The organism is Dasania sp. GY-MA-18 (assembly GCF_024734385.1).
GTDB lineage: Bacteria > Pseudomonadota > Gammaproteobacteria > Pseudomonadales > Dasaniaceae > Dasania > Dasania phycosphaerae.
Window position 1 is genome coordinate 128,148 of sequence record NZ_JANHAP010000003.1, and the last position, 17,485, is coordinate 145,632.

A 17,485-nucleotide genomic window follows, 5' to 3' on the forward strand; every position below is an offset into this window, starting at 1 on the left:
GCGATGTAAAGTAGTTAGATAGATTTTTACTGTGCCCTAGTCAAGCATGACGGCGCTTTCTTTGGCTAGCAGCGCGTGCTTGGTAACCTCACCCCAGCGAAAGCCACCCAGGCCGCCGCTTTGTTGTAGCACCCTGTGGCAGGGGATAATAAAAGCTATGGGGTTGGCGCCTATAGCACCGCCTACCGCCCGGGCCGCTTTGGGCTTGTGGACTTGGCTGGCGATAGCGCCATAGCTGCTCACTTGGCCATAGGGGATACGGAGCAAGGCCTGCCAAACATTGATTTGAAAGTTGGTGCCACGTACCCACAAGGATAAGGGCTTATCCGTATTTTTGGGCGGGTTAAAAATTCGTGCAACCACGGCGGCGGTGTGCACCGGGTTTGCTCTAAAGTTTGCCTGCGGCCACTCCGCCTGTAGCTGTGCCAGTAGTTCCGCGGGGCTATAGTGCTGTGCAAAGCTGAGATGGCAAATGCCCTTTTCGGTAAGCCCTATAAACACCGGGCCAAACGCCGTGTTGTGGTAGCCGTAATCTATAAGCACCCCTAAGCCCTGCTGTTTGTACTCTAAGGGCGTTAGGGCGTTAAGCTGTACAAAGTGGTCGTATAACCGTGAGCTGCTGCTAAGGCCTAGCTCAGCGCTGGTGGCCATAGTGGTGGCATGAGGCTGCTTGAGCAAACTTTTGGCATGTTGCAGGGTTAGCGCCTGCAAAAAGCGCTTGGGGCTAACCCCCGCCCAGCGGCAGAACAGCCGTTGAAAATGGTAGGGGCTGAGGTGTACCTGTGCGGCTATGTCCTCTAGGCTGGGTTGTTGCTTATGGTTAGCGCGTATATAGCCTATGGCATGGGCAATTTTTTGGTAATCGGTGCTGGCCACAATAAAACTCTACGGGTTAAAAAAGATGACCCTAGTGTGTCTCGTTTAGGGCTGGCTAGGCTAGCCGAATCTTGCGCAATGAGGTATTTATTTTGGCTGTTGCCGCTGTTCGGCATAGCAGGGCAGGCCATCAGTAATGCTAAACCAATTGGCTTTATAGCCGATAGCGCCACGCAGGCAGTGTCGTCATAATCTGCGGCGGTATTTATGAAGCTGAGACTTAGGGTGAGACCCGTTTAAAAAAGCGACTATTAATAAAAAAGTATACCCAAATCATTAAAAAGAAGGCCAGGCCTATGGCGGCATCAGAATCCATATTGTGCTGAAAGGCTTGCAGTGACCAATCGTCGTTATCGTCCACAAACAAACCCATAACAGCCAGCAACATAAAAATGCTAATAGCATAAAACCAGCCATTACCTTTTTGTGCTTGTAGTTGTGGGGGGGCTTGTTTTTCGCCACGACAATATTGCTGATAGCTTTGCATTAATTGGTCTAGCCGCTTTAGCGCTATGGTTTGGCGTTGCTGGTTGTCTGCGTCGCTATTGGCCTTTCCCACCGCCGCCAGCCAGCCATTAATAAATTCTATCTCTTTGAGGGTATGGTCTATTTCTTTATTAACTTGCTTGTCTTTATCACGGGTCTTTTTCCAAGAGCTGATCATATCAAACAATTTAATAAGCACCGTGAGCACGGCGCCTATAGTGCCAATAATGGCGGTAAGACTTAAGGTTTCGCTTTCCATAGTGGTGTACCAGCACAGCCCTGATGTATGTGGCTTAGCTCCGGTTAAGGAGCTACTGCAAGCATGGCATTAGCCATAGCATAGCCTAAGTTTTGGCTAGCTTAAGCCATTATTTTTAATATTGAGTATTTTTTATTTTGGCGCTAGGGCTGTAACTGCTGCGAATGACCTTGGCCGTGATTAAGCCCAGCGGGATGTATACCGCTGCCCAGCTTAGGCTGAGCAAAGCCTCGCCGGTAAACCAGTTAATAGAGCCATCGGCCAATAACTCGCCGCTGCCGGTTTGATAGGGTACAACGTAAAATTTGCTCATAATAAAAGGCATTACACAGCCGTAGAGTATTAATATGGCTGGGGCTAGCAGGCTGGTTTTAACGGCTTTTAAATCCAGCTCCTGCACGGGGGTGCGGTGCAAGCGCATTCTATAAACCGCTTCGGCGCGGCTGACCTTAGTCAGTTTGGAAATGATCATCACCGTGGCCAGGCTCATAACGCCGCCAATTAAGGCTGGGTCTAAATAGCTGGGCAAAGTAATAAAGCCAAAGGTTTGCAGGCCGGCGGGCAGCACATTAAAAACAAACCCTGCTGCCATGCCCCAAAAGGCGGCGCTTTCACTGATGTTTTTGCTCCATACGCTCATTAATGCCACTGGCCCCCAAGAGGAGGCAAAGAGGGTGCCTATAAACATCATTAACCAAAAAATATTGGGCGGAAAATATAAGCTGGCCAGCAGTACGATAATACCTATGGCTAACATCACTATGCGGGTAAAGCGCAGGCTTAGGGCCTCGCTGGTTTCGCTGTGTTTAATAATGTCATTACTGGCGCTAAAGCCCACCAGGGATAAGAAGGTAGAGGCTGAAGACAGCGCTGCGGCCATAATACCGGCTAACAGCAAGGCCCCTAAAAACTCGGGCACCATATTTTTAGCCGCCCAAATCATCGCGCTCTCTACGGGTTCTATGCTGGGGTTGGCTAAGTTAATCAGCCCACCGGCCCCGTAAATCATTATTTGTAAAAGAATAACCGCCAGTGCGGCATACACCGAGGCGCGTATAACCACATGCTCATTTTTGGCCATTAAATGGCGGCTGGCTTGCCAGGGGCTAACGGCATATACCAGACTCCAGGCTATATCGATGATCAGCACCCATATCAAAAAGTCCATGGCGGTGGGCCAATCGGTACCGGGGCCAATCACCCCGTGCCAAGAGGCGATGCCGGGTTTACTTTGCAGTTGGCTGAGGCTTTCTACCGCCGTAGCTATGCCGCCTAAATCGTTAACAATAAAACCAATAAAAAAGACGGTGGCAAAGACAAATAATAAAAACATCAAGGTGTCGGTAAGAATAACCCCTTGAGAGCCAGAGTACATGGTAAATAAGGTATAGCTTAGCCAGGCTATTAGCAGGCTTTGATTAAAACTCAGGGCGGTGAGGTCGGATAGTAGCAACGCCGCGCCTTGCGTAACCACTAATAAGTAGCCTCCCAGGGCCACAATAATGGTTAAACCAGACACTTGTTGTACCCGCTGGCTATTAAAGCGTTGGCCAAAAAAATCCGCCACGGTGGGCGCGCGGCTACGGCGCAGGTAGCGGCCAAACAGTAGGCCGCCATAAATATAACCAGTGCAAGCCACTGCGGGTAATAAAAGATAAGGCCCCATTTGCCCGCTATAGGTAAAGCCAGCCTCGCCTAAAAAAATAGTAGAGCTAAACACGCTGGCTACTAAAGTGCCCACAATTAATAGCGTGGGGGCGCGTCGGCCGGCCACAAAGTAATCGTCTAAATGTTTAACGCTGCGGCCAACAACGCTGCCTATGATGACGAAAATGGCAATGCTGATAGCAATGGTAAGGGTGAATATATCCACAGGTAAGCCTTTTATTATAAGTGTTTGCAGTTGTTTTATTATTAGCGAGAAGTTTATAACAAGTTGCTGCAAGAAATCTTTGAGGGTAAGGCCAATTTGTCAGCTAGTGTCATGTAAGCTGTTAGTGAATATGCCCCTCACTTTATTTTAGGCAGCAGGCAGGCAAAGCTCGGAGGTGTAGAGGCCGTTTTCTTGATGGCTAGTAAATGCACCGTTGTGCGCAATAGCTATCTCTTTAACAATTTCTAGGCCAAAGCCCGTGGAGCTATAGAGCATATTGTCGGTATGGCCATGGGCAACTTTTTTCTCGCAGATAGTATTGCTGATAGTGATGAGTAGCTGTTTCTGCTGCTGGCTGGAACTAATAGTTATGGTGCTTAGCTCAGGCGAAAATTTAATGGCGTTGATTAATAGGTTGCTTAATGCCTGCTCTATACGCTGGTGATCACAATAAACCTGGTGGCTGGGATTGATGTCGGTACGTATATCAACTCTGGCATCGTTAATTAAAAGGGCTAAATTAGTGTTAGTGTCGTTAATGAGTTGATCTAAGGCATGATTGTTCTGGTTAAGTTGTATTTTGCCTGTAGCTAAGGCGGCGCTGTCTAGCAGTGTGTTAACAAATTCTAAGGCTTGCTTAGCCGTTTTATCAATACTGCTTAACGCTAGTTGTATACGTGTAAGGGGAACGTTGGGCTTGGTAGCCATTTTGGTAAAACTAATAATGGCGCCCAAGGGGCTGCGCAAATCGTGAGAAACATAGCCTACAAAACGGTGCAGCTGTTGATTTAGGGCGAGTAGTTTCTCTTCTTTTTGGCGCAGTGAAATAAACGTGCCTATAGAGTTGGCCATAAGCTCAATCAGATCGTGCTCGTGTATAGAAAAACCATGCTTACGGCAGTTAGTAGAGGTGAAGTTAAGTGTGCCAAAAATTTGATTATTGACATAAATTGGAGCCGACAAATAAGCCTCTAATTTAAGGTTTTGATAAACCGGGTGGCTGTTCATATACTCTAACTGGCCTACGTTAGGAAAGCCAACAATAGACTGGCTTTTGATAACTTCATAGCAGTAGGTTTCTTGCAGAGCAAAGACCTGGTCTTTTTTAAGCACCTCTAAGGGGCTAATAACATCGCACACTGTGTAGTCATCATTTTCTATACGGCTAACAATGCCGGTTTCTAAACCAAATATATCGATGCCGGATAATATGTACTGGTGTATGAGTTCATCAAAGCTAGCAAATTGAGTGGCGGTTAATTGATGTATACGTTTTAAATTCGCCAGCATAGCTTTTAGTTGTTGCTGCTCGCTAACCGAGGAGTCCATTTTTATAAAGGCATCGTTATTTACAAACTCAGGGTATGGCATGCTCTAGTCCTGATAGCGGTTATTATGTGTTATTAAGCTAATACGTGAGCGCTTATAATTTTATTAAAGCTAACTAAGTCAAAGTCACCTTTAATTTCAAAGCGTACCTTACCCACTTCACTTACATATAACTCAATTTCACAGTCTAGGTCCAGAGTGCCAGATGTTTCAACCGAAAAGCAGTGTATTTTGCTATAGGGTATAGAGGTGAAATCTACTTTAGAGCCGGTTAAGCCCTGTACATTAGCGGCGACTATGCGCTTATTAGTAAATACCACCTGGTCTCTAACGGTTTTAAATACTGCAAATATTGTTTCGCCGTCAATGAGAAAGCTGTTGATGTGAGGGTGGGCTTTATCATTGTCTATAGGCTTTAGTTTAAAAACCTCGGACTTGTCAAAATCAATCATAGCTATACCTATAGGCACTAAGGCTTGGGGGATGACTTTTATTTATAGCATGATTTGATTGGGAAGGGGGGAGAAAAGCCAGTAAGACTAATTAAGAGTATGTTTAGGTGGGTCTGGTAGGCACAGTTTGGCTATTTCATCAACTATGGTTTGGGTTTTTTTGTTGCTGTGGTCGTCTAATGGTTGATAAAACGAGAACACGAGATGAGTAATAACTTTTTCTTTAGCGCTATTGGTCGCGGCTGGCTGGTAGGTAAACTTTTTAATCGCCTTTAATGCGGCTTTTTGAAATCGTTTGCTGGTGTTGGGTGGAACTTTAATAACTGTTGGGTTATGAACTCGGCCGTCTTGACCAATAATAAAAGCTATATTTACGCAGGTCGCTTTATCGATGCTCCTTGCGCTATAAGGGAATGAGGGATAGGGAGTGGCTATAGGCGTCCAATAGTGATGTAAGTTTTCACTGCTAACCACAATATTGGCCGTTATAACGGGGTCGTTGCTAGTCGGAGTTTGGGGCGGCGCCGTGCAACCTATAAGACTTAGGTATAACAAAATTGTAGCTAATCGCATATCAACATCCTTGTTAACTGTTCTGGCTGGTTTAGGGCATAGGATAACTGGCAATTTCATCGGCCAGATAATCTTTTAGTGTGCCTAGGTAAGGCTCGTAGTTTTGCCACTGCTCTACACCCTGCTTATAAATAGGTTGTCTCACCTGCTCGGAGCTAGGGGTGCGCACGGAGCGCTCGGTTTTATAAAAGTCTAAGCAAGCCTGCTCAAAGGGAAGCTCGCAGTAATCCAGTATGCGGCGTACCTGCGTTTCTAAATCGGCCACCACATGCTCGTAGTGTACGCGTAGTACACGGCCGGGTAGAACTTGGTCCCAATGATCCATGAGCGCAACATAGCTTTTGTAATAACGGGCTATTTCTTCTAGGCCACAAGTAAACTCCTGGCCATCGGCGAAGAGTTGTTTAAAGCCGCTAAAGCAACAGGCCATAGGGTGGCGCCTGGCATCGATGATTTTGGCGTTGGGGAACATGCAGTGGATTAAACCTATATGCCTAAAGTTGTTGGGCATTTTATCGATAAAATAGGGGGCGCCCTCTCTATAACATTGCGTGTCGCGAATAAAATCGTCAGCAAATTGCTTGAAATCATCATTGCCCAGCTCGGTTAATATCTGCGGGTAGCGGCTTTCCTCTGTTTGCATACGCCTGCCGTTAAGCTTGTGAGCTAGGGCAATCATATTGGGCAGCTCCATGGTGCCATCAACCTGAGAATGCGAGGCGAGTATTTGTTCTAAAAGGGTAGAACCTACCCGTGGTAACCCTACTATAAAAATTGGGTCTTTAGCGTTGCTGCCATAGCCTTTTGTTTTACTGAAAAATTCTTGGTTGCATACTTGGCTTTGTTTTTTTAGTGCTTCGTCAAGTATGTCTGCATTGTAACGTAACTGGCTTTTCTTGAGCTGGTTGCCTTGCTCGTAATATTGAAAAGATTGTTGGTAGTCTTTTCTATCTTCGTAAGCTTTGCCTAATGCAAAGCAGATGTGAAATTTATCAATTAAGGTAGTGCTTGATTTTTCAATTAGCTCCTTCATTTGTTGTATTTCAGTGTCTTCAAAGCGATAGGTTTTTAAATTTGCTAAACTCCAATAGGCGTCACCAAAATCAGATCTAGCTTGGTATGCTCTTTTATAAGCTTGTATGCCTTCTTCCACACGACCTATGGTTTTTAAGGCGTGGCCAACCATTAGGTGAGGCATTTCAAGTTGCGGGTTTCTTTTTATTACTTCAGCATAAATTTCCAGTGCTTGTTCATGGCGGCCTAAAGAAACATGTTGGCTGGCCAAAGAGGTTTCAAAAGCGATATTGCCCGGGTATTCCTTACATAAATATTCTGCTTGCTCTAGTGCCTGCTCAAATTTTTGTCGCTTGTGAAGTATGGTTACGTAGTCGTGCCTAGCTAGCCAGTTGTTGGGTTCAAACTTAACACAGTGCTCAAGTAAAAATTCGGCGTCGTCATACACATACTGGCGCATACCTAGATCGGCTAGAAGGCGCATGCCTTCAACATGTGTTTTGTTTTTCTTTAAAAATGCACGGCAAATTTGTTCAGCTTGATAAAGTTTTTCTTCATGGATTAAGGAGCTTACGGTAATAAGCTCCTTGGGTAGTTTGCTTAGCCGCTGATATTCTGACTCGGCAAGGTTTAAACCTTGTTGATTTTTATCTATACGATAGAGATGAATTAATTCGCGCCAAGATGCATGTAGCGCAGGGTTGTGTTTTACGGCTTTTTCATAAGCTGCCAGTGTTTCTTTGTGGCTTGCGGTGAGCTTGAGGTTGTGCCCTTGTTCTTGATATGCGCGACCATAATTGGGGTTAATCTCTAATAGCTTGGCAAGGGTTTTTAATGACTCTTGAGGTTGTTTTTGGTAGCGCTGACAAACGGCTAGTAGATAAAGAACTTCAATATTTTCAGGGTCTTGTTTGAGTAGCTCTTGGCCGGATTGCAAGGCCTCTTGAAGCTGACCCGCCTGCAATTGTTTTTGCGCAGCTGCAAGAGCTGTGCGTATATCGGTTGTACTGTCGTGATTGGTTACATCATTCATAGGGGGGTACTTAGTTATTTATCAGCTTTTATTATTACAGTAGGTTCAGGAAACTTATAAAAGTTAACAGCCTTAATCGCTATCTTATAGAGTGCGGTTGCGAAAAAAAAGGGGTAACCGTAATGGTTACCCCTTTTTAGTCTTTACAGACTTTGCTTAAAAGTCATAAGCCATGCGTATACCAATAGTACGGGGCCTATTGGTGGTCACACGTAATTCGGAATCTAACGAGTTAATAAATAACTCAGCACGCTCGTCAGTTAGGTTTTCACCAAATAGTTCCACACCTAAAGATTCATTAATCTGCATACCTATAGAGGCATCGACACCGATATAGGAATCTTGCTTATAGCGGTTAGCTTCAACAATTGAGCTGTATTGTGAATCTGTAAAAGAATACACAATTTGTGCATAAGGTGAGTACTGGGCGTCAGCCATTTCGTAACGCGCTCTGAGGTTGTATTGCAACTCTGGGGCTAAAGCTAGCTGCTCACCTTCTTCAATAAATAACAGGTTGCCCGTAGGGGTTCCGTCATCAGTTAAAGTAGGTGCAGAAGCCATTTCTGCTTGGTTCCATGAGAAAGAAGCAAAAAGCGTTAGCTCTTCAGTAGCTGCGTAGCTGACATCGCCTTCAAGGCCCCAAACCTCTGCGTCAGCCGCGTTAGCTACAAAGGTTAGTACACCAAAGTTGGCTATATCAAGAACGCCAATTTGCATATCTTTCCAGTCCACATGGTAGAGCGCACCGTTGAAACGCAGGCTGCCGTCTAGCATATCAAGCTTCCAACCTATTTCTTGGCTGGTTACTTCATCGGTTTCATAGCTTTCTGGTACGCCTTCAGCGCGGTTAAAGCCACCAGGGCGGAAACCCTCAGAGTAGGTGTAGTAAAGCAAGGTGTCTTCGTTGGGGGTAAACTCCAGGGTAACCTTAACAACGTCGCCGCTTTCTTTACCGGGTGCAACATCTTTTAAGATTTCATCGTAGTTGCGACCATAATCACCATCGTCTCTAGATGCGAAGCTAGAAGAACCAACTAGGTTGTATTCAATGTCGTAGTAACGATAGCCAAAAGTGGCGGAGAAAGAATCAGGAACGATGTCGTAACTTATTTCACCAAATGCGGCCAACTGCTCTTCGCTACGGGTAGCATCGTTAATAAAGGTTGTTCCTGCTGGACGCAAGCCCGACTTAAACTGGGTGGCACCAGATAGAGGTGCATTACGGAATAAACCAGCATCGATAGAGCCTGGGATAACAAATTGTGTGTCTACAGATGTTTCGGCATCATCGTAGTAAACACCAGCTACAGTGTTAAGGCGCTCGCCTATGTAACTGAAACGAAATTCATGTGTTTGGCGAGTATTTTCTACTAGGCTATCGACGCTTTGAGTTGGGTCGCCACACACAGTGTAGGCTGGGTAGTTACAAATATAATACGCGGCATAAGTACCAATGGCGGTATAGCCTGTGTAGTCGTAGCTACTATTAACTTCCCTATCCAAATATGAGCCAGCATAAACTAAATCGAAGTCATTAATATGGCCGTTGATAGTGATGCCGTACTGTTGGAACTTGTCTTCGTTTTCATCAGGCGAAAAGCGCTGAACTTCTAGGTCGCCTACCCCTTTGCTGTTTGGGTCCAGTTGTTCGATAAAGTCGGGTGAGTGGTCAAATACACCATCGACATCTAGTTTTTGGTTCATGTATTGAAACAACGCATCCCAGTCGTCGTTGATAGACATGGCTATGCCTAAACGTGCACCAGTATAAACAGTTTCGTTAAAGTCTTTCTCTACAAACTTTGAGTTGTTTACCGTTAGTGCTGTAGCTCCTGTGGGGAAGGAAAGGTCATTTTCATTAAATGTTCTTTCGCCATAGACATTGTCTATGAAACCACCCTGTGTCACACGATAGCCAACTAAGCGGGCAGCAAGTTTGTCTTCTACTAAGGGGACGTTAACCACACCTTCAAAGCTATGGCTTTCTGAGCCATTCTTGGTGGTTGATAGGCTTACGTCAACGCCACCAGAAAATTCGTTTAGTTGCGGTTTGTTGGTAATCAAACGCACCGTACCGGCCTGTGAGCTGGCACCAAATAAAGTACCTTGTGGCCCGGGTAGTACTTCCACACGCTCAAGGTCGGCGGCGTATACATCTAAGTTGCGGCCGGTGGAACTTACCGGTTGCTCATCTAGGTATAAGGCGACGTTAGGTACGGGGGCGCCTATCTCTACCGAGGTTTGGTCAGAGGAGTCGGTGGCCATACCGCGTATAAATATGGTGGACTGGCCGGGGCCACGGCCGCCCGCATTTACGCCGGGTAAGTATTTGATGTAATCATCAAAATTGCTGATGTTGAGCTGCTCTAGCTTTTCCTCACCCATAGCCTGTACGGAGATGGCAACATCCTGCATGCTTTCAAAGCTTTTGGTGGAGGTTACAACAACTTCTTCTAGGTAGCCCGCTGCGTGGCTGGTCGTAGCGGCAGAGGTTGCGGTAGCGATTAAAATAGCCTGAGCAATTTTATTTCGGCGGAACATAATGGTATCCCCTTGTAATAGTTATAAGGCTTTTTTCGTTCGCAGACTTGCTGTTATTTAAAATTGCGAAGCGAATATAAGCTTTTATTTCTATTTGGTATGTAAAAGTACATTATTAGTTATTATTTATAACGGCCAAATAGTAACTAACATCGTCGAGCAATTAATATAAGCAGAATGTAAAAATTTGTTCGATTTAATAAACAAAAGTAGCAGGCAAGGCTTATAAATGCGAAGTTTTGCAAGCAAAAGTTATAGGGCATAAAAAAACCGGCCTAGGGGCTAAAAATCCTGGCTGGTTAAAAATCATCATTTAACGATGATGTGAGGACGTGCAAAGGTGTGGTTTATTTGGCTTGGCCTGCCTGTTTGTTAGCGGCAAATAAGCACAGCAAATCTAACGCTATGGTGGCACCTGCCAGGGCAGTAATTTCACTAACATCATAGGCTGGAGCTACTTCAACTAGGTCCATGCCTACCAGGTTGATGCCTTGTAGGCCGCGAATAATATGCAGGGCTTGGTGAGTGGACAGGCCACCTACCACTGGTGTGCCAGTGCCTGGGGCATAACAGGGGTCTAGGCAATCTATGTCGAAGGTGAGGTAGCAGGGGCTGTCACCGACTATCTCTTTAATCACGGCGGCGGTTTTTTCTATGCCGTTATCGTGTACCCATTTGGCGTTAAACACGTTATAGCCATGGGTGTCGGGGTTGGCCATGCGCATGCCTACTTGTGCCGAGGTAGCGGGGTTGATTAGGCCTTGCTTGGCAGCGTGGTAAAACATGGTGCCGTGGTCTATGCGGCCGTCTTCATCTTCCCAGGTATCGCTGTGGGCATCAAAATGTATTAATGAGATAGGCCCGTATTTTTCAGCATGGGCTTTAATTATGGGATAGGTAACAAAATGATCACCGCCTAGGGTCAACATGGCGGTGTCTTGCGCCAATATGTGCTGGGCGTGGGCGTGTATTTCGTCGGGCACTAAGTGGGGACGGCCAAAGTCAAAATCACAGTCGCCGTAATCGACCACTGCTAAGCTGTCAAAGGGATCGAAGTCCCAGCCCATTACCGTGCCCCACGACAGGTTAGAGGAAACAGCGCGTACCGCTCTAGGACCTAAACGCGCGCCCGAGCGGTTGGTGGTGGCGAGATCGTAGGGTATGCCAGACACGGCCACATCCACGCCGCGCAGGTCGCGGCTATATTTGCGGCGCATAAAGCTGGTGGCACCAGCGTAGGTAGATTCGGGGGTGCTGCCGTATAGGTCTTCACGGGTAAAGGCGAGGTCGTTAGTTGGCTTAGTCATAAAATACTTTCTTTCTTTGTTTACAATAAATAGGGCCTGGTGGGCAGGCCCTGCTCAGGCTTTTAATGGAAGTTGTAGTTAAGTGTTATGCCATAGGTTGCCGGTTGCTGCCTGTAAACCGTACGGCCAGCGAAGCCCGAAAAAGAATAAGTTTCCGATTCTTCATTGGTGATATTGCGGCCCCACAGCGTCAGCAACCAGCGCTCGTCGTCAGCGCCTATGGAGGCTTGCGCGTTTGCGCCCTTCACTTGGCCGTATTGCGCGTTAATGTCGCCTAGTTGAGCATATTGCTTATCCACCCAGCTGTAACTGGTTTGCAGACGGGCAATAAGATTGTTGCCAATAGTAAATTCGTAGGCAGCGGACGCGTTGTAACTCCATTTTGGCGATTGCGCTAACACAGTGCCTTGGTCAATTGTTGCGCCAATGGCATCAACAAAAGCGATTTCGCTGCCATCAATTGCGCCATTAAAATCGGCATCGCCGGTGGCGTTACCGTTAACCGCTATGTCGCCGCTAATGCCACGTAGCTCTGCAGCGCTAGGTGATTTAGTGACTTCACTATCTAGGTAGGCTATACCCGCGCGCAATGACAATTGATCGGTGGCGAGCCATTCAACATCTAATTCAAAACCTTGCGTTTCTGACTCAGGCACGTTGATCATAGTAGTGTCTAATGTCGCTGCAGCGGTTACATAGTTACTAAAATCATCAGCGGTGTAGGTGATTAAGGATTGCCTGTTTTCGTATTCCATTTTAAAAACAGAACCGTTCAGCTGCATGCTGCCTTCTAGCAATGACCATTTGAAACCTAGCTCAAAGGCTAAAATATCTTCTGGCTCTAAGTAACTCCAGGCATCGCTGTCGATAATAGGCGCACCATAATAAGAGCCACTTTTATAGCTAGTGGATACGCTAGAAAAAACTAATAGCTCGTCATTGGCTTGCCAATCTAAGCCTATCTTACCGGTAATAGCATCTTCGCTGTTGCTTTCATCTTGGCTAACCACGGGGATAATATCGCCAAAGATATCCTCAGTGGCTGCTGCATCAAAGCTACGCTTATCGTTGGAGTAGCGAATACCGGCAATTAATTTAAAGCTATCGTTTAGTTCGGTTTCGGTATGAAGATAGGCACCATAGGAGTCAGTTTTTTGCTCATAGGCGGTGATGAAACGATCGAGGCCATTGGCGTCAGCGTCGGCTGGGTCAAAGCTGCCATTCAATAGTGAGTCGGTTACTAAAAAGGAGTCGTCAAAATATGCTTGGTTTTCAACTACCTCCTCGTAAGAGATATTTACGCCAGTTACCCAAGTGAGTGGACCATCACTGTTACTCACTAGGCGAAACTCTTGTGACCACTGCTCTAGTTCTTCATCCAAAAATAATTCCATGGTTGATACGCTATGACCATCATAATTGTCTAGTACAACGCGCTCATACTGATCAAAAGAAGAGATAGAAATAAACTGGAAGGCATCAAAGTCGTAATTTACTGTTAAAGCAAACCCTGAGCCTTGCTCATCTTTGCCTATGTCTAAAGCGCCCACTGAAACTTTGCTAGGATTCGTTGGGCTGCTAAGCACATCAAAATCAGTTAACAGTAAGGCGTCTTGGGCGCCTTCGTTATGGGGCGATTCAGGTATGGAATTATCTTCGCTGTAATAAGCACGCAATAAGGCGTCACCGTTGTCGCTAATATCAAAAGCTAGTTGCCCGCGCAAAGCCAGCTTGTCGATTTTGCCGTATTCTTTGCCAGTGGCCACATCCTCTTGCCAGCCTTCGCCGGCTTTAACATAGTTAGTAGCGATGCGGCCGCGTATGCCGTCAGTGATAGGGCCAGAAACTATGCCTGTTAAGTCAACAGTTTCATGCGAGCCGTAACCGGCTTCAATCGAGGCTTCAAATTCATCACTAGGTTTGTTGCTGATAAAGTTAATCGCGCCACCGGTGGTGTTTTTTCCGTATAGGGTACCTTGAGGACCTTTTAAGACTTCTACACGTTCTATATCAAATAACTGGCCGCTTAAATAAACGGGGCTGGATGCAAATACCTCATCAGTGTACACACCCACGCCGCTGGTATTGTTGGCATTAAAATCATCCAAGCCTATGCCGCGTATGGCAAAAATGGGGGTGCCGCCAGAGGTGGCATTAACGGTCACTAGGCCAGGAGTCATTGCGCCCAAGTCAGAGGATTGCTCTATGCCTAAGGCTTTTAATCCATCGCCAGACAGTGCGCTGGCCGATACGCCTATATCGTTAACCGACTGCGCACGTTTTTGCGCGGTAACCATCACTTCTTCTAGTACGGCAGCTTGCGCTGTAGAAAAAACACTACTGCTAATTGTGGCGGCAATAATGCTTTTGTGTAAAAAATGTTTATTCACTTTCATTAGACACTCTCGCTATATATAAAAATTATTCTTATGCTCAAGAAATCAAAATAAGATTATTGATGGATCGCTAATCCAAATTTTTACATGAAGAATTTTTAGAGAGTAGTATCCTAAGTGGGTAGGTTTTTTAAACGCTATGCCCAGTATCAACGAAATCAGTATTACTGATTAGCAGATAAGCTTAATAAGAAAATGATTCACCACCAATAATGGTAATATCAGTGAGTATGCTAATATTTTTATTAACGGGGTAGCGAATAGACGACTCTATAAGGTCAGCGTTTTTATAGGGGTGGCCTTGGGCGGTGCCAGCTTTAATGGAATGTAGCGTGGTTTGCAGATCGATGGCATCGCTATAAACCATAGCAGGGATTTTGCTGCTGTCCTCGTCGGGGTGAGCACCGTATAGCAGGGTGTGCGGGTTTATCTGCGTGATAATTAAGTCGGTAGAAGCTATGTAGTCGTCTAGGTTCCCCATTAGCAACCAAGAGGGATAAAGATGATCGCCGGTGAGCAGGATATTATTGCTAATGTCGTGTACGACAATTTCATCTAAGCAGTGACCCGGTGTGGCTAGTACTTTTATTTGCAAACCACCAAGGTCTATTACTTCCATGTGCTGAATTAAGCGGCTGACTTTTAAGGGTGGCAGGGCCAGCCCTTCGGCAGCGCCTAGGTGCACGGATTCTGGAATATGAAACAGTCCATCACTTTTTTTAAAGCTGCGCAGGTAGGGCGTATTCATTAGCCAGATTTCGTCGAAGCGTGCGATGCCACCCAAATGGTCAAAATGTAAATGAGAGGGGATAACGGCAACGGGCTTGTCGGTAATAGTGCGTATAACTTCGGTAATATCATGTTGGAGGTTTGCACCAGCGTCAAACATTAACGCTTTTTCTGCTCCTACTATGAGGTAGGAGTAGTTGGCTTGGTAATAATTGGGTTCGCCTATGGCATACAATGACGGACTTAATTGATGTACCACAAAGGCATTATTATAAAAGCTTGTAGTCGATGGTTTTGCATCAACCAGTGGCTCAGCCAAGCAAAATGCCGTATGGGCAAGAAAAAAACAGCATAAAAAATATTTGAGCATACTGCCCCCACTTTTTACAGATGATGGTTCATGGTGTAGTCATAGCCAGCTTTGCTTTGGCCGCGGGTATTAGCCACATAATGATTAGACTCAATATAGTTAAGCCGCAGGCCATCCAAATGGCGGGGCCATACAGGCCGCCAGCTACTAAAAATGCGGCTATAGCAGGGCCAGCTGAATTGCCTACCAGATTGGTGAATTGCCCAGCCACTACCACGGTGCCGGTTTGATCCAAGTCGGCTTGAATGCTCAGGAAGTAGGGCCAGCAAAATGCCCAAGCCATAGAAAATATGCCTATGCCCAGGGTGTAACCGCTGGGTGTGTGTATAGTCATTAATATCAGTAGGCCTATGACTTGCAGGATAAGCCCGGCGCTAAGTGGTTTGATATAACCAAAACGGTCTTTTAAATACGTTACCAACAGGGCACCTAAAACAGAAATGCCGGTAATGATAGCGATAATATTGCCTGAGGCTTCCACGCTTAAGTTAGCGTCCATGCCCATGCGATCGGCGTAAGCCCAAATGGCGGCAGTAGCTGCGCCGTAAACACCTAAGCCAATAAGAGAGAGTAAGGCCGGGGCTTGAAAAATTAATTTAGTTTCTAGTGTATCCAGCTCATTGTTAGCCGCTGGCAAAGGGTAATTTATAAAGATAGGCGTGGCGATTAAAGCCAGTAGTTCTAGGCCAATAATAATCTGCATCATGCCATTAAACTCGATGCTGGCTAATGACTCCGCTAAAAAATACATCCCTATAGCCGGCAGTAAAAACTGGCAGCCTATATAAATGCCATAACCTTTTTCTGAATGACTAAGCCTGGCGATAGCCGCGCCTGCCGCTGCCATCGCGGCGCCGCCAGCCATGCCCGAACAAAAGCGCAGCACAGTAAAAATGCTTAAGTCATGAAAGTAGAGGCTTAATACATCAAACACTACCATCATGGCCAAGCCTATACTGGCCACCTTATGCAGTGGCCAGTGCTTGGTTTTAAGCGAAACGATCAGGGTGATAATGGCAACACCGGCCAAATTAATAGAGGAGACCCAGCCAGCGGTATCGGCGTCAAAACCTAAGTAGTCTATATAAGCCCCTACCAATATGGGCAGTATCATTAGCGAATATAGCCCTATGGTGCCGATTAGGCCTATGAGTAGCAGGCTAAGGCTGCCATTGGGGTTAAAACGTTGAATAAAGGCTTTCAGCATGGGCATACACTATTATTTTTAAGCTAAGTCTAACAGTGTATGTGATTTGCGCAGAGTTGCTATACCCACTTGGGATAGCGGCTAGTAGTTGCGCTAAGTCATATAGGCTTGCAGTGGATCGCCGCTATCTGAGGCTTTGGCAGAAGATAGGGCATCAATAAATAAATAAAATAACTCCGCCTGCGAGCTAATATCTAATTTTTGATAAATGCGTTTGCGGTGTAGCTTAACCGTGGCCAAGGATATATTCATGCGCTCGGCAGCAGCCTTATTAGAGTGACCGTGTAGCACTAGCTGTAAAACATCGTGCTCACGGGGGGTGAGCAGGGTGCTGCCAAAGTTTTTTAGTGCCTGTTGCAGAGCTTGATTAAGATTACTTTTATTATTTTGGTCGGGGTAGTGATGGCTATCTTGCAATAACCAGTGTTTGCTAAGCAGCTCGGTAATCAGGTGGCTAATGCTATTTAAAAAGCGTAGGGTTTTTACGCTAAAACTTTTGCCTGGGCGTGCATGGCTAATGGAAAAGTGTAGGTGTTGATGATGGGGTAAGGCCACAACATAGCTCAGCTCATCGGTGACATGGGTGGCTTTATAATAATGGCGGAAAAACTCTGTTTTTTTGAAGTTGTCGGGAGCTATATCTTTTAAACGGTAGGCTCCATTGGCTATGCCTTGTAGGCTGGCTTGATAATAGGGGTCAAAAATATAAGGGCCGTTAATATAGCTGCTGACTTGCAGAGCGTAGTGCTCTTCACTGTCAACATTGGAGTAAATGCATTGTGGCCGTTGTTGATCAGAAAAATATAAAAATAATAAATCGCTGACTTCCTCAAAACAGGAAAAGGCTTGGCACAGCGCGGGGTAAAAGGTGTCGCTGCCTAAGCTGGCAACGACGTTGCCTAGTTGGTTTAAGCATTGCTGCTGATTATGCATGGGCTAGGTTCATAGGGTAAAAGGTAGTAATGGACTAACCCTAGCATAAATAAAGCGGCAGCCGAAACAATAACGGCCCATCATGGGCCGTTTGCTAAACACGTTGT

At 45.9% G+C, this 17,485-nt stretch carries 13 protein-coding genes; all 13 read right to left on the reverse strand.

The window, feature by feature from the left end; genetic code table 11:
- Positions 1-36 precede the first annotated feature (36 nt).
- The gene (locus tag NO559_RS04805; RefSeq protein WP_258330661.1) at positions 37-876 is read right to left on the reverse strand and encodes a methylated-DNA--[protein]-cysteine S-methyltransferase; all 840 of its coding nucleotides are present in this window, start codon (positions 874-876) and stop codon (positions 37-39) included.
- A 220-nt stretch (positions 877-1,096) separates the two neighbouring features.
- A complete protein-coding gene (locus NO559_RS04810) occupies positions 1,097-1,621 on the reverse strand; it encodes a hypothetical protein (RefSeq protein WP_258330662.1) in 525 nt (174 codons plus the stop codon).
- Positions 1,622-1,736: 115 nt separating this feature from the next.
- Complete coding sequence (locus NO559_RS04815) at positions 1,737-3,494, reverse strand: sodium:solute symporter (RefSeq protein WP_258330663.1); 1,758 nt, start codon at positions 3,492-3,494, stop codon at positions 1,737-1,739.
- Between the two features lie 147 nt (positions 3,495-3,641).
- A complete protein-coding gene (locus NO559_RS04820; RefSeq protein WP_258330664.1) occupies positions 3,642-4,865 on the reverse strand; it encodes a GAF domain-containing sensor histidine kinase in 1,224 nt (407 codons plus the stop codon).
- Positions 4,866-4,897: 32 nt separating this feature from the next.
- Positions 4,898-5,275, reverse strand: coding sequence for a PH domain-containing protein (locus NO559_RS04825; protein WP_258330665.1), 378 nt, complete (start codon positions 5,273-5,275; stop codon positions 4,898-4,900).
- 87 nt (positions 5,276-5,362) lie between these two features.
- Positions 5,363-5,848, reverse strand: a complete 486-nt coding sequence (locus tag NO559_RS04830) for an energy transducer TonB (protein WP_258330666.1) — start codon at positions 5,846-5,848, stop codon at positions 5,363-5,365.
- Positions 5,849-5,879: 31 nt separating this feature from the next.
- Complete coding sequence (locus NO559_RS04835) at positions 5,880-7,895, reverse strand: tetratricopeptide repeat-containing sulfotransferase family protein (protein ID WP_258330667.1); 2,016 nt, start codon at positions 7,893-7,895, stop codon at positions 5,880-5,882.
- A gap of 156 nt (positions 7,896-8,051) precedes the next feature.
- Positions 8,052-10,436, reverse strand: a complete 2,385-nt coding sequence (locus NO559_RS04840; protein ID WP_258330668.1) for a TonB-dependent receptor — start codon at positions 10,434-10,436, stop codon at positions 8,052-8,054.
- A gap of 347 nt (positions 10,437-10,783) precedes the next feature.
- A complete protein-coding gene (speB, locus tag NO559_RS04845; protein ID WP_258330669.1) occupies positions 10,784-11,743 on the reverse strand; it encodes an agmatinase in 960 nt (319 codons plus the stop codon).
- A gap of 62 nt (positions 11,744-11,805) precedes the next feature.
- Positions 11,806-14,139 carry a TonB-dependent receptor gene (locus NO559_RS04850; RefSeq protein WP_258330670.1) on the reverse strand — a complete coding sequence of 778 codons (2,334 nt, stop codon included), beginning with the start codon at positions 14,137-14,139 and terminating at the stop codon, positions 11,806-11,808.
- 184 nt (positions 14,140-14,323) lie between these two features.
- Complete coding sequence (locus tag NO559_RS04855) at positions 14,324-15,238, reverse strand: MBL fold metallo-hydrolase (protein WP_258330671.1); 915 nt, start codon at positions 15,236-15,238, stop codon at positions 14,324-14,326.
- Between the two features lie 28 nt (positions 15,239-15,266).
- Entirely contained in the window at positions 15,267-16,445 is a 1,179-nt protein-coding gene (locus tag NO559_RS04860) for an MFS transporter (protein ID WP_258330672.1), read from the reverse strand.
- A gap of 93 nt (positions 16,446-16,538) precedes the next feature.
- Positions 16,539-17,378 carry a LuxR C-terminal-related transcriptional regulator gene (locus NO559_RS04865; RefSeq protein ID WP_258330673.1) on the reverse strand — a complete coding sequence of 280 codons (840 nt, stop codon included), beginning with the start codon at positions 17,376-17,378 and terminating at the stop codon, positions 16,539-16,541.
- Positions 17,379-17,485: the final 107 nt, after the last annotated feature.

Bases quoted from the DNA above. Each gene is read 5' to 3' on its own strand.
- NO559_RS04810 (WP_258330662.1), bottom strand. From the start codon at position 1,621: ATGGAAAGCGAAACCTTAAGTCTTACCGCCATTATTGGCACTATAGGC.
- NO559_RS04820 (WP_258330664.1), bottom strand. From the start codon at position 4,865: ATGCCATACCCTGAGTTTGTAAATAACGATGCCTTTATAAAAATGGAC.
- NO559_RS04825 (WP_258330665.1), bottom strand. From the start codon at position 5,275: ATGATTGATTTTGACAAGTCCGAGGTTTTTAAACTAAAGCCTATAGAC.
- NO559_RS04830 (WP_258330666.1), bottom strand. From the start codon at position 5,848: ATGCGATTAGCTACAATTTTGTTATACCTAAGTCTTATAGGTTGCACG.
- NO559_RS04835 (WP_258330667.1), bottom strand. From the start codon at position 7,895: ATGAATGATGTAACCAATCACGACAGTACAACCGATATACGCACAGCT.
- NO559_RS04840 (WP_258330668.1), bottom strand. From the start codon at position 10,436: ATGTTCCGCCGAAATAAAATTGCTCAGGCTATTTTAATCGCTACCGCA.
- speB (WP_258330669.1), bottom strand. From the start codon at position 11,743: ATGACTAAGCCAACTAACGACCTCGCCTTTACCCGTGAAGACCTATAC.
- NO559_RS04850 (WP_258330670.1), bottom strand. From the start codon at position 14,139: ATGAAAGTGAATAAACATTTTTTACACAAAAGCATTATTGCCGCCACA.
- NO559_RS04855 (WP_258330671.1), bottom strand. From the start codon at position 15,238: ATGCTCAAATATTTTTTATGCTGTTTTTTTCTTGCCCATACGGCATTT.
- NO559_RS04860 (WP_258330672.1), bottom strand. From the start codon at position 16,445: ATGCTGAAAGCCTTTATTCAACGTTTTAACCCCAATGGCAGCCTTAGC.
- NO559_RS04865 (WP_258330673.1), bottom strand. From the start codon at position 17,378: ATGCATAATCAGCAGCAATGCTTAAACCAACTAGGCAACGTCGTTGCC.